This window comes from Variovorax sp. GW822-FHT04E09 (genome assembly GCF_058800845.1).
Genome location: NZ_JBXAMR010000001.1, coordinates 1,396,868 through 1,409,215, shown reverse-complemented (window position 1 = coordinate 1,409,215; position 12,348 = coordinate 1,396,868). Strand labels below are relative to the sequence as shown.

Sequence of the window (12,348 nt, the reverse complement as noted above, 5' to 3'; positions counted from 1 at the left end):
CTGAAAAAGGCGGGCTAGATGGCGGCGGGGGCGGGCGTGTGCGCCTCGCCACGCACCTCTTGTGGCGACAGCGCCGCGGAAGGCAAGGAAGGCGGTGCAGGCCGCGGTGACACCAGCCGCGGCTGCGGCCGGCTGTCTGCCACGGTGCTGCTGTCCTCGGGCTTCATGCGAAACAGCTGCGACAGCGCGGCGCGGTACTGCGTCGCGCCCACCGAGTTGGTGTTGTGGTGCGAGCCGCCCTCGACCAGCACGAACATCTTGGGCACCGTGGCCGCGTCGTACAGCTTGCGCCCGAGCGTCGGGTTGATCAGGCTGTCGGCGGTGCCGTGCACCACGAGCAGCGGCGCGCCGATGTCCTTGACGGTGCGAATCGCCTCGAAGCGCTGCGTGATGAACGGGCCGAAGGGCAGCCAGCCCCACTTGAAGCTGCTGGCCACGTCGGCGATGGAGGTGAAGGTGCTCTCGACGATGGTGCCGCTCTCGTCGTTCACCGTGGCCGCCAGGTCGATGCCGATGGCGCCGCCCAGCGAGTGGCCGAAGATGTAACGGTGCTGGCGCGGATGGCGTGCGGCCAGCCAGGTCCAAGCGGCGCGGGCGTCTTCGCGGGCCGAGGCTTCCGAGGGCAGGCCCTTGGAGCTCTTGCCGAAGCCGCGGTAGTCGATGGCCAGCACCGAGAAGCCCAGCTCGTGCATGCGCTGGATGCGCGGCGCCGAGCCGGCCACGTTGTAGCGCGCACCATGCAGGTACAGCAGCACGGGGGTCTCGGTGGTTTCGGGGGCGCCGCCGAGCCACAGGCCGTGCAGGCGCGCCGGTTCACCGGTGATGGACGACTGGAAGTCGATCCAGACATCCTGCATGCCTTCGGTCATCTGGGCCGAATTGCCCCAGCTGCGGTCGCTGGGCTGGAAGATCCATTCGCGCTGGCGTTCGTCGAGGGTCGAACAGCCGGCTGCCAGGAGGGCACAGAGCGAAAAGATGGACGCGAGGAGGGGCCAGCGTTTGATCATGGGGTGGAGGGACAGCGAAAGTCGGCCGAAAGTTCATCTGCTTGCTTTCTGAAACGCGTCGGCATCGCGTGTCAGCTCCCCCTGTGCAGCGCTCGCCGGCGCCTGGCACGAGACCATGCAACGTGCGTGCCCGCACCGTGGATGACGCCACAAAACCCTCGAAAACCCTCGAAATGGGCGCTGACGGCGCTTATCTGCCGTACAGGCCCCCGTGTTCAGCCCGGCGCCGGCTGCACGAAATACACCACCATCCGCAGGTGCCGGTGCGTGTCGACCACCAAGGTTTCGTGGTGAAACTCCAACGGTCCGCTGTCGGCCATCTGTACGCATCCGAGCCCGCGCCGGGCGGGCGCGCTGTCGGGGGTGTCCCACCAGCGGCGGAAGTCGGGCGAGAGCGCTTTCAGGTCCGCGACCAGGCCCCGCATGGCCGGATCGTCGGGCGCGATGGCGAAGTCGTATCGGAATTGCGCCAGCAGCCCGGGCGCATCGTCGCGCCAGGCGGGCAGGCGCGGGCGCAGTTCGGGGTCGGCGAACACTATGCGAAGGAGGTTGCGCGCCTCGCGCTCGCGCGCGCTGAAGCCGAAGAGCGCGTCGGCCGCGGCGTTCCAGGCCACCACGTCCCAGCGCAGGTTGAACACGTAGGCGGGGCGGGTGGGCAGCTCGTCCATGAGCTGCTGGATGCGGGGCGTGACCGACGCCTGCTGATGGGCCTCCGGCGGCGGCGGGCGCTTGTGGGCCAGCAGGAACAGGTGGCTGCACTCGGCGTCGTCCAGCTTCAGGGCATGGGCCACGCCGAGCAGGAATTTCTGTGACACCTGGATCTCGCGCCCCTGCTCGAACCAGGTGTACCAGGTGAGCCCCACGCCGGCCATCACCGCGACCTCTTCGCGCCGCAGGCCGGGCGTGCGGCGCCGCCCCTGCGAGGGCAGGCCCACATCGGCGGGCGTGAGCTTGCGGCGGTGCCGGGTCAGGAACTCCGACAGCTCGTTCTTGGTGCGGCTGAGGCTGCGTTCGATCAAGCCTGTTGTCTCCAGTAATAGGATAAATGCTTAAATTGTAATGTGATGATCTTGTCCTGAAGATGGGGCTTCCGCAACCCGAACGCGCACCCGGAGGCCTCTTTTGACAGCACCTTGCGATTCACTTTCTCTTTCCCACAGCCCTCCCGCTGCGAGGCGCGAAGGCCGCGCAGGCGCCCGCGAATGGACGGGGCTCGCGCTGCTGGCGCTGCCGACCTTGCTGCTCGGGCTCGACCTCACGCTGCTGCACCTAGCCCTGCCCGCGCTGGCCCTGGACCTGCGCCCCACGAGCGCGCAGGCGCTGTGGATCGTCGATGCCTACGGCTTCATGATCGCCGGCTTTCTCGTCACGATGGGCACGCTGGGCGACCGCATCGGGCGGCGCAAGCTGCTCATGGTGGGGGCGGCGGCGTTCGGCGTGGCGTCGGTGATCGCGGCCTGTTCGACCAGCGCCAACCAGCTGATCGCCGCGCGTGCCGTGCTCGGCGTGGCGGGCGCGACGCTGATGCCGTCGACGCTGGCGCTGATCAGCAACATGTTCCTGCACCCGCACCAGCGCGCGCTGGCGATCGGGCTGTGGGCGACCATGTTCGCGCTCGGCATGGCGGCCGGGCCCGTGGTGGGGGGCCTGCTGCTCGCGCACCACGGGTGGGGCGCGGCCTTTCTGGTCGCGCTGCCGGTGGTCGGGCTGCTGCTGGTGGCGGCGCCGTTCCTGCTGCCGGAGTACCGCGCGCCGCAGCAGGGGCGGCTCGATCTGCCCAGCGTCGCGCTGTCGCTGCTGGCCTTGCTGCCGGTGGTCTACGGCATCAAGCAGGTCGCGAAGGACGGGATCGGTGTCGGGGCCGTGCTGGCGCTCGTCGGCGGGCTGGCGTTCGCGCTGGGGTTCGTCCGGCGGCAACGGCGGCTGCGCCATCCGCTGATCGATCTCGACCTGTTCGCCAGCCGGGCCTTCAGCGTCGCGCTCGTGGTGTTGCTGGTGGGGCTGGTCGGTGTCGGCGGCACGATGCTGCTGGTGACCCAGTATCTGCAGCTGGTGGCGGGTCTGTCACCGCTCGCCGCCGGGCTGTGGATGGGCCCGCCGGCGCTCGCGATGCTGGTGACCGGCATCACCGCGCCGCTGCTCGCGCGGCGCATCCGGCCGGGCCATGTGATGGCGGGGGCGCTGGGGTTGTCGGTCGTGGGCTACCTGGTGCTGAGCCAGCTCGATCGCACGCCGCATGGCATCGCACTGGTGACGGCCGCGTTCTCGCTCGTGTACCTCGGCTTGGGCACGATTGCCGCGCTGGGCACCGACCTGGTCGTGGGCGCCGCGCCACCCGAGAAGGCGGGGTCGGCCTCGGCCTTGTCCGAAACGGTGCAGGAGCTGGGCCTCGCCGTGGGCATCGCCACGCTGGGCAGCCTGACGACGGCGGTGTATCGCACACGGATGGGCGACCCGATCGATGGCATGGCGGTGAACCTTCAACGCGCGGTATCGGACAGCCTGGCCGGCGCCACCGCGGTGGCACGCGAACTGCCTGCGGGCGTGCTGGAGCAGGCGCAAGCCGCCTTCCTCGCGGGACTGAATGCAGCCGCAGCCACCAGCGCCGTCAGCATTGCGATCCTGGCGGTGCTGGCCGCCGTCACGCTGCGGCATGTCGGCGTGGCCGCCGACGACGGGCTCAGCGCCCGCGCATGAACAGCGAATCGAGCTCGCGGATCGACAGCTGGCGCCAGGTCGGCCGGCCGTGGTTGCACTGGTCGGAGCGCTCGGTGGCTTCCATCTGGCGCAGCAGGCCGTTCATCTCGTCGATGGTGAGCTTGCGGTTGGCCCGCACCGCGCCGTGGCAGGCCATGGTCGACAGCAGCTCGTTCTGTGCGCGCTGCACCACGGTGCTTGCGTCGTGCTGGCCCAGCTCGGCGAGCACGCTGCGCGCCAGCTCCACCGGGTCGCCGTCGGCCAGCGTGCCGGGCACGGCGCGCACCGCCAGCGTGCGGGCCGAGAAGGGCGTGATCTCCAGCCCCAGCGTGGGCAGCACCTCGGCGCAGGCCTCGGCCGTGGCCACTTCCTGCGGCGTGGCGGCGAAGGTGGCCGGGATCAGGAGCGGCTGGCTCGTGATGGCCGCGCCGTCGAGTTGGGTCTTGAGCCGCTCGTAGACGATGCGCTCGTGCGCCGCGTGCATGTCGACGATCACCAGGCCCTGGCTGTTCTCGGCCAGGATGTAGATGCCCTGCAGCTGGGCCAGCGCGCGGCCCAGCGGCCAGGCGTCCTGGTTCATGACCGGCGCTGGCATGGGGGCCAGGGCCTCGCTGTCGGGCAGTCCGACCGGTGCGCGGAACGACATCGCCGGCGCCTCGGTCTGCCACTGCGACGGGGCCGTGACCGGCGCATGCCCCTGTTCCTCGGTGCGCCGCGGCCACATCGCCTCGAAGTCGCCGGCACCGCGCTCGCGCGCCTGGAACGGGATCGCGGGCTGCGACCAGCTGGCGCTCGGCGGCAGCGGGGTCTGCTTGAAGAAGGGCTGCGGCGGCACATCGGCCGGTGCCAGGGCATCGCCGGCGCGCGGCGCGGCCAGGGCGTCCTCGATGGCGTGGCGCACCGCCTGGTGCACCTCGCGCCCGTCGCGAAAGCGCACCTCGATCTTGGTCGGGTGCACGTTGACGTCGACGCGCGCGGGGTCGATCTCCAGGTACAGCACGTACACCGGCTGGCGCTGGCCGTGCAGCACGTCTTCGTAGGCGCTGCGCACCGCGTGCGACAGCACCTTGTCGCGCACGAAGCGGCCGTTGACGTAGAAGAACTGCTGGTCGTTGCGCGAGCGCGCCGCGTCGGGAATGCCGGCACGGCCGACCACGCGCACCGGGCCGCCTTCGCGCAGCACGGAGACGCTCTGCGACACGAAGTCGTCGCTCAGCGCATCGGCCAGCCGCTGCTCGGGCGTGGCGGCGGCGCGCCATTGTTCGATCAACTTGCCGTCGTGCCAGACCGAGAAGCCCACCTCGGGCCGTGCCAGCGCATGGCGGCGCACGGCCTCGATGCAGTGGGCCAGCTCGGTGGCGTCGGTCTTCAGGAACTTGCGCCGCGCGGGCGTGGCAAAGAACAGCTCGCGCACCTCGACCGTGGTGCCCACGGAGCGTGCCACCGGCCGCAATTCGCCCGTGCCGCCGTCGAGCACGAAGGCGCTGTCGGCGCCGGTGAAGCGCGAGAGGATGCTGAGCTCGGCAATCGCGTTGATGGCCGCGAGCGCCTCGCCGCGAAAGCCCATGGTGCCGACCGTTTCCAGGTCGCTCAGGCTCGCGATCTTGCTGGTGGCGTGGCGGCGCAGCGCCACCGTGAGTTCCTCGCGCGGAATGCCCAGGCCGTCGTCTTCCACCGAGATCAGCCGCACGCCGCCCGAGGCCAGCCGCACGGTGATCTGGCGCGCGCCGGCGTCCAGCGCGTTGTCGAGCAGTTCGCGCACCACCGAGGCGGGGCGCTCGACCATTTCACCGGCGGCGATCTGGCTGATCAGCTCGTCGGGGAGTTCACGGATCGGGCGGCGTTCGGCGGGGGGGAGGGAGGAGGGTAGGGCACTCACCGGAAACATTCTAAAAGCGGGGCGCATGTCGGGCGGTTGGCGGGGTATCGGGGTGTATTTGGCGCGCTTATACCGATCCTCAACCGATCTCATTGGCTTTGGCGAAGGCGAAAACCTAAGCTCCCTCTCGCCAACGTATTCGCACAACAAGAACGCACCGGAGACACCCAATACACCGCCATGGCCCGCCGCCATGCCGCGCAGGGGGCCGCCGCGCGCGTTCGCCGACCACCCTGAAAGCCGACGCCATGACGACACCCCGCCCCCTGCGCTCCGCCGCCTGGTTCAACAACCCCGAACACAGCGAACTCTCGGTCCTGCACCTGGCCTGGTTCCTGAACTACGGCCTCACCCGCGAAGAGCTGCAATCGGGCAAGCCGATCATCGGCATCGCGCAAAGCGGCTCCGACCTCACGCCCTGCAACCGCCACCACCGCGAGCTGTCGCTGCGCGTGCGCGAAGGCATCCGCGAGATGGGCGGCATCGCGATGGAATTCCCGATGCACCCGATCCAGGAGAACGGCCGCCGCCCCACGGCCGCGCTCGACCGCAACCTGGCCTACCTGGGGCTCGTCGAGATCCTCACCGGCTACCCGATCGACGGCGTGGTGCTGACCACCGGCTGCGACAAGACCACGCCCGCCGCGCTGATGGCCGCGGCCACCGCCAACATCCCCGCCATCGTGCTGTCGGGCGGCCCGATGCTCAACGGCTGGCACGAAGGCCAGCGCACCGGCACCGGCACCACGTTGTTCAAGGCGCGCGAGCTGTTCGCCAAGGGCAGCATCGACTTCCCCGGCTACATCGACCTCGTGGGCTCCACCGTGCCCTCGGCCGGCCACTGCAACGTGATGGGCACGGCCTCGACCATGAACGCCCTGGCCGAAGCGCTGGGCATGAGCCTGCCCGGCTGCGCGGCCATTCCCGCGCCGTACCGCGAGCGCGGCCAGATGGCCTACGAAACCGGCCGCCGCATCGTCGACATGGTGCGCGAAGACCTGAAACCCTCGGACATCCTCACGCGCTCGGCCTTCGAGAACGCGATCGTCGTCAACTCGGCCATCGGCGGCTCGACCAACGCGCCCATCCACCTCATCGCCATCGCCAAGCACGCGGGCGTCGAACTGAACATCCAGGACTGGGAAACGGTCGGCCTCGACGTGCCGCTGCTGCTCGACATGCAGCCCGCCGGCAAGTACCTCGGCGAGGAGTTCTACCGCGCGGGCGGCGTGCCCGCGGTGGTCGCCGAGCTGCACCGCCACGGCCTGATCCGCACCGACGCGCGCACCGTCAACGGCCACACCCTGGCCGTCAACTGCGCCGACGCGCCCGTGAAAGACGCCGACGTGATCCGCCCCTTCGATCAGCCGCTGCGCGAGAACGCCGGCTTCCTCGTGATGTCGGGCAACCTGTTCGACAGCGCGATCATGAAGACCAGCGTCATCTCCGACGAGTTCCGCGCGCGCTACCTCAGCAAGGCCGGCGACCTCGACGCCTTCGTGGGCCGCGCCATCGTGTTCGACGGCCCGGAAGATTTCGAAGCCCGCATCGAAGACCCGTCGCTGGACATCGACGCGAGCTGCATCCTGTTCATGCGCGGCGTCGGCCCCATCGGGCACCCGGGATCGTCGGAAGTGGTCAACATGCGCGCGCCGTCGCATCTGCTCAAGAGCGGCGTGTCGGCCTTGCCCTGCATCGGCGACGGCCGGCAGTCGGGCACCTCGGGCTCGCCGTCGATCCTCAACGCCTCGCCCGAAGCCGCCGCAGGCGCGGGCCTGGCGCTGCTGCAGACCGGCGACAAGGTGCGCGTGGATTTGAAGGAGCGCACCGTCAACATGCTCGTCGACGACGCCGTGCTGCAAGCGCGCGCCCGTGACCTCGAAGCGAAGGGCGGCTACCCGATTCCCGCGAGCCAGACGCCATGGCAGGAGATCCAGCGCGCGATGGTGGACACGCTCTCTGAAGGCATGGTGCTGAAGCCGGCGACCAAATACCAGCGGGTGGCACAGACGGCGGGGATTCCGCGTCGGAATCACTGAGGACGGTTGCTGTTCAGGGCGCGATCCCGCCGACGGGTGCCTTGCTCCGCGAATGTCCTCCGGCCTTCGGCCTCCCCCTTGATTTCGCTGCGCAAGGCACCCATCGACGTGATCGTCGAGCCGAGCGGTTGTTGACCGGCGCGCACCAGCGATGTGTCCCGTGCTCAGGACACTGGGTGCTTCCCGCAGCGAAATCAAGGAGGAGGGGCGAAGCCCCGGGGGACATTCGCGGAGGGAAGTACCCGGTGGCCTGAGCACACGCCCTGAATGAACCCGCCCCCGCACCCAGAATTTTTTAAATCAGAAGAGAAGGAGTCAGACATGAAGTGGATGAGCGTTCAAACGCCGCAGGGCCCCCGCGTGGGCTACATCAAGGACGGCGCACTGCAGCCCGTCAATGTGAGCCGTATGCAGGAGATCGTCGAAGGGAAAGCCTGGAGCGATGCAAGCAATCCGATCCCGCTCGCCGACGTCAAGCCCACGCTGCCGTTCGCACCGAGAAACATCATCTGCATCGGCGCCAACTACCGCGACCATTGCATCGAGACCGGCCTGGCCATCCCCGAGAAGCCCGTCGTGTTCGCGAAGTTCAGCAACACGCTGGCCGCCGATGGCGACGCGATCACCTGGCCCGAAGGCTTCACCGAGAAGGTCGACTGGGAAGCCGAACTCGGCGTCGTCATCGGCCAGCGTGCACAGGGCGTGAGCGAGGTGGACGCGCTCTCGCATGTGTTCGGCTACGTCGCCGCCAACGACGTGAGCGCGCGCGACGTGCAACTGGGCGAGGCGCAATGGGTGCGCGGCAAGTCGCTCGACGGCTTCTGCCCGCTTGCGCCCACCGTCGTCACGCGCGACGAAGTGACCGACGTGCAATCGCTGGGCATCCGCTGCCTCGTCAACGGCGAGGCCGTGCAGTCGTCCAACACCAGCGAAATGATCTTCTCGGTCGCGTTTCTCATCGCGTACCTCTCGCGCGCCATCACGCTCGAACCCGGCGACCTGATCCTCACCGGCACGCCCGCCGGCGTCGGGCTGGGCCTGAAGCCGCCACGCTTCCTCAAGCGCGGCGACGTGGTCTCGGTCGAGATCGACGGGCTGGGTTCGGTGACGAACCCGGTCCACGGCGCGGTCGCACGCGGCTAGCCTCGGCGGCTTTCAGACAGACATACCTATTCAGGAGACAACAACAATGACAACCACGAGTCCCTACGGCGAGCTGGTCACAGGCGCCATCCACAAGGCGCGCTGGCGCCTGCTGCCCATGCTGATCGTCATGTACATCATGTCGATTCTTGATCGCGTGAACGTCGGCTTCGCCAAGCAGGCGCTGCAGATCGACACCGGCCTGAGCAACGGCGCCTTCGCGCTCGGCGCCGGCATCTTCTTCGTGAGCTACGCGATCTTCGAAGTGCCGAGCAACGTGATCCTGTCGCGCGTGGGCCCGCGCATCTGGCTGTGCCGGATCATGGTCACCTGGGGGCTCGTGGCCTCGGCCATGATGTTCGCGACCACCGAGACCTCCTTCTACGTGCTGCGCTTCCTGCTCGGCATCGCGGAGGCGGGCTTCTACCCCGGCGTGCTGCTCACGCTGACCTACTGGTTTCCCGCCAAGGTGCGTGCGCAGGCCAACGGCATCCTGCTGTTCGGCTTTGCGGGCGCGCTCGTCATCGGCGGGCCGATCTCCGGTGCGCTGCTCGACATGAACGGCATCGGCGGCCTGAAGGGCTGGGAGTGGATGTTCCTCATCGAGGGCCTGATGGCCGTGGTGGTGGGCATCGTGGCCTTCTTCGTCATCGTCGACCGGCCGCACAACGCGCCCTGGCTCACGACCGCGCAGCAGAACGCACTGCAGGCCGTGCTCGACCAGGAAGCGGCGGAGAAGTCGGCCGACAGCCCGCAGACCGTGTGGCAGACGCTGTGCAATCCGCGGGTCATGTTCTTTGCGCTGAACTTCTTCATCGTGCAGATCGCCGCCTACGGCCTCATCTTCTATCTCCCGACCCAGGTGGGGCAGATCCTGGGCCAGAAGATCGGCCTGCTGGTCGGCTTCGTCACCAGCATCCCGTGGCTGTTGGCGCTGTTCGTCGTGTACTTCGTCACGCGCTGGTCCGACCGCCACCACGACCGCCGCCGCGTCACCGTGGCCATGCTGTACACGATCTTCGGCGTGTGCGTGTGCCTGTCGGCGCACGGCTCACCGATCTTCGCGATCGCGGCGCTGTCCATCGGTGCGTCGACCTACCTGTCGGGCACGCCGATCTTCTATGCCTTCCTGTCGGAGCGGCTGTCGGGCCTGGGCATTGCCACGGGCATCGCGCTGGTCAACTCCATCGGCAACCTGGGCGGCTTCGTGGCGCCCAACCTGCGGACCTACGTGGAGCAGAACCACGGCGGCTCGGCCGCGGGGCTGTACACGCTGGGCAGCGCGGCGCTGCTGGCTGCGCTGATGCTGGCGCTCATGCCGAAGGGCTGGCGCGTGGCGAAGAAGGGCGGGGCTGCGGCGGCGCCGGCGGCCGTGCTCGACGGCCGGGCGCGCGCCTAGCCGTTCAGAAGGCCTGTCGCCAGACGCGCGACAGGGCCTGCCACGCGCAGTCCACCTCCGGCCGCTTGAGCGCGCCGGCCAGGCAGACAAAGCGCAGGTCGCAGCCGATGCTCACGCGGTCGGCAATGACCAGGCCGTCGCGCTGGCTGGCCTGCAGCGCCAGTGCATCGCGCGCCAGCGAAATGCCCACGCCGGCGCGCACCAGCGCCAGCATCGACATCTCCTGGTCGGCCTGCGCGGCCTTCTTCAGCACCAGCTTGTGGGCCTGCAGCACCGGCGCCAGCAGCCGCGAATGCGAGGAGGTCGCCGGTGCCAGCACCCACGGCAGGTAGGCCAGCTCGGGCCAGTCGCGGCCCAGCACCTGGGGCGCCCAGCCGCTCGGGCCGATCACCTGGTAGTTGAAGCGCGCCAGCACCTGCGAATGGAACAGTTCACCGTCGTGGCGCCGTGAGGCGGCGCTGGCCTGCGGCAGGTCGGTGGCCTCGGGGTCGCCGAGGTAGAAGCCGATGTCCAGCTCCTTGTTCAGCAGTTGGGCGAGCACGTCGCCGCTCGTGCCCTGGTGCAGCTCGGTCTCGAGCTCAGGCGCCAGCGCCACCAGCTCGGTGAGGAAGGGGCTGAGCCGAGTGAAGTCGGGGTCGAGGATGGTGCCGATGCGCAGCGAGCCACGCACGCCGCCCTTGAGCCGCTCGGCGGCCACCGCGAAATCGTTCAGGCTCTCGAGCGCATGCTCCGCGTGGTTGAGCAGCGCCGCGCCGTCGCGCGTGAGCAGCAGGCCGGTGGGCGTGCGCTGGAACAGCTCCAGCTCGACCAGCGCGCCCAGTTCCTTGAGCTGCAGGCTCACGGCCGGCTGCGTGAGGAACAGGCGCTGCGCGCCGCGCGACACCGAGCCTTCGCGGGCCACGGCCACGAAGGCCTGCAGGAGCCGGGGCTCGATCTTCTTCATGCCGCGCCGGGGAAAGGCTGCAGCTGCTTGTACATGACGAAGGCGTCCACGAAGCCCAGCTGCGGATGCCTGAATGCGCCCGGCAGCGTGCCGACGATGGCGAAGCCCATGTGCTGCCACAGTCGCACCGCGCGCTCGTTGGTGGAGACGACGAAGTTGAACTGCATCGCCAGGAAGCCCATGCGCAGGGCCTGCTGCTGCGAGTGTTCGCACAGCGCCGAAGCCACGCCCAGGCCGCGCGCCGCCTCGGACACCACATACCCGCAGTTGCTCACGTGCGCGCCCTGGCCGGGCTGGTTGGGCCGGATCACATAGGTGCCGAGCACGGCGCCTTCGTCGCTGCAGGCCACGAAGACCTGGGTGGGCACCTTCGTCCACGAGTGGCGGGCCTGTTCTTCCGTCACATCGGGCGGGTAGGTGTAGGTGTCGCCGCGGCGGAACGTCGGTTCGAGAACGGCCCAGATGGCGGGCCAGTCGGCATCGAGGGCTTCGCGGATCTGGATCATGGGGTGATTCGGAAAAGGTGCGACATGCCAACAAGGATAATCCGCGCCCATGGAAATCATCAGCTTTCTCGTCGACTTCATCCTTCACGTCGACAAACACCTCGAGGCCTTCGTGGTCGCCTATGGCCCCTGGGTCTATGCGCTGCTGTTCCTGATCGTGTTCGTCGAGACCGGCGCGGTGGTCATGCCGTTCCTGCCGGGCGACTCGCTGCTCTTCATCGTCGGCGCGCTGTGCGGCGTGGGGCTCATGAGTTTTCCGCTGGCCTGCGGCATCCTGATCGCGGCGGCCATCCTGGGCGACCAGTGCAACTACTCGATCGGGCGCTACTTCGGACCCAAGGTGTTCCAGTGGGAGAACTCGCGCTTCTTCAACCGCAAGGCCTTCGACCAGGCCCACAGCTTCTACGAACGCTACGGCGGCATCACCATCGTGCTCGCGCGCTTCATGCCGTTCATTCGCACCTTCGCGCCCTTCGTGGCTGGCGTGGCCGAGATGAACCGCGCGAAGTTCACGGCCTACAACGTGGGCGGCGCGCTCATCTGGGTGCTGGGCATCGCCACCGCGGGCTACTTCTTTGGCAACCTGCCGTTCGTGCGCCAGCACCTGGACAAGATCATCTGGGCGCTGATCTTCGTGCCCGGCCTGCTGGCCATCTTCGGCGCGTGGCGCGCCTCGAAGGCCGAGAAGGCGCGGGCGGCGGCATCGCAGGCCTGAGCCGTTCCCGGCTCGCCCCA

At 68.9% G+C, this 12,348-nt stretch carries 10 protein-coding genes; 5 read left to right on the top strand and 5 right to left on the bottom strand.

Annotation, left to right across the window (positions count from 1 at the left end):
- Positions 1–14: 14 nt before the first annotated feature.
- Both AC1RL8_RS06510 and AC1RL8_RS06505 read right to left on the bottom strand, forming a co-directional pair.
- Positions 15–1,007, bottom strand: coding sequence for an alpha/beta hydrolase (locus AC1RL8_RS06510; RefSeq protein WP_447745695.1), 993 nt, complete (start codon positions 1,005–1,007; stop codon positions 15–17).
- Positions 1,008–1,222: 215 nt separating this feature from the next.
- Positions 1,223–2,026 (bottom strand): helix-turn-helix transcriptional regulator, encoded by an 804-nt coding sequence (locus tag AC1RL8_RS06505; RefSeq protein ID WP_492684269.1) that lies wholly within the window; start codon positions 2,024–2,026, stop codon positions 1,223–1,225.
- A 103-nt stretch (positions 2,027–2,129) separates the two neighbouring features.
- Between AC1RL8_RS06505 and AC1RL8_RS06500 the strand changes: the two genes are divergently transcribed.
- Complete coding sequence (locus tag AC1RL8_RS06500; protein WP_492684268.1) at positions 2,130–3,704, top strand: MFS transporter; 1,575 nt, start codon at positions 2,130–2,132, stop codon at positions 3,702–3,704.
- On the opposite strand, the gene mutL is transcribed toward AC1RL8_RS06500, so the two are convergent.
- A complete protein-coding gene (mutL, locus tag AC1RL8_RS06495; RefSeq protein WP_492684267.1) occupies positions 3,688–5,583 on the bottom strand; it encodes a DNA mismatch repair endonuclease MutL in 1,896 nt (631 codons plus the stop codon). The genes AC1RL8_RS06500 and mutL overlap by 17 nt on opposite strands.
- A gap of 248 nt (positions 5,584–5,831) precedes the next feature.
- Between mutL and AC1RL8_RS06490 the strand changes: the two genes are divergently transcribed.
- The 3 genes from AC1RL8_RS06490 to AC1RL8_RS06480 all read left to right on the top strand — a co-directional run bounded on the left by AC1RL8_RS06490 (position 5,832) and on the right by AC1RL8_RS06480 (position 10,164).
- Positions 5,832–7,622: an IlvD/Edd family dehydratase gene (locus tag AC1RL8_RS06490; protein WP_153283101.1), complete on the top strand. Its 1,791-nt coding sequence runs from the start codon at positions 5,832–5,834 to the stop codon at positions 7,620–7,622.
- Between the two features lie 321 nt (positions 7,623–7,943).
- Complete coding sequence (locus AC1RL8_RS06485) at positions 7,944–8,765, top strand: fumarylacetoacetate hydrolase family protein (protein WP_492684266.1); 822 nt, start codon at positions 7,944–7,946, stop codon at positions 8,763–8,765.
- 46 nt (positions 8,766–8,811) lie between these two features.
- Positions 8,812–10,164, top strand: a complete 1,353-nt coding sequence (locus AC1RL8_RS06480; protein ID WP_492684265.1) for an MFS transporter — start codon at positions 8,812–8,814, stop codon at positions 10,162–10,164.
- A gap of 4 nt (positions 10,165–10,168) precedes the next feature.
- Here AC1RL8_RS06480 and AC1RL8_RS06475 read toward each other — a convergent pair whose 3' ends face one another.
- Entirely contained in the window at positions 10,169–11,107 is a 939-nt protein-coding gene (locus AC1RL8_RS06475) for a LysR family transcriptional regulator (RefSeq protein ID WP_062478516.1), read from the bottom strand.
- Positions 11,104–11,613: a GNAT family N-acetyltransferase gene (locus AC1RL8_RS06470; protein ID WP_492684264.1), complete on the bottom strand. Its 510-nt coding sequence runs from the start codon at positions 11,611–11,613 to the stop codon at positions 11,104–11,106. Before AC1RL8_RS06470 ends, AC1RL8_RS06475 begins: the two co-directional genes overlap by 4 nt.
- 49 nt (positions 11,614–11,662) lie before the next feature.
- Here AC1RL8_RS06470 and AC1RL8_RS06465 point away from each other — a divergent pair, with 49 nt between their 5' ends.
- Entirely contained in the window at positions 11,663–12,328 is a 666-nt protein-coding gene (locus tag AC1RL8_RS06465; RefSeq protein WP_062478522.1) for a DedA family protein, read from the top strand.
- The last annotated feature ends 20 nt before the right edge of the window (positions 12,329–12,348 follow it).

What these genes read in the sequence shown, in the direction of transcription:
- AC1RL8_RS06510 (WP_447745695.1), bottom strand. Translation starts at nt 1,007, where the DNA reads ATGATCAAACGCTGGCCCCTCCTCGCGTCCATCTTTTCGCTCTGTGCC.
- AC1RL8_RS06490 (WP_153283101.1), top strand. Translation starts at nt 5,832, where the DNA reads ATGACGACACCCCGCCCCCTGCGCTCCGCCGCCTGGTTCAACAACCCC.
- AC1RL8_RS06485 (WP_492684266.1), top strand. Translation starts at nt 7,944, where the DNA reads ATGAAGTGGATGAGCGTTCAAACGCCGCAGGGCCCCCGCGTGGGCTAC.
- AC1RL8_RS06480 (WP_492684265.1), top strand. Translation starts at nt 8,812, where the DNA reads ATGACAACCACGAGTCCCTACGGCGAGCTGGTCACAGGCGCCATCCAC.
- AC1RL8_RS06475 (WP_062478516.1), bottom strand. Translation starts at nt 11,107, where the DNA reads ATGAAGAAGATCGAGCCCCGGCTCCTGCAGGCCTTCGTGGCCGTGGCC.
- AC1RL8_RS06470 (WP_492684264.1), bottom strand. Translation starts at nt 11,613, where the DNA reads ATGATCCAGATCCGCGAAGCCCTCGATGCCGACTGGCCCGCCATCTGG.
- AC1RL8_RS06465 (WP_062478522.1), top strand. Translation starts at nt 11,663, where the DNA reads ATGGAAATCATCAGCTTTCTCGTCGACTTCATCCTTCACGTCGACAAA.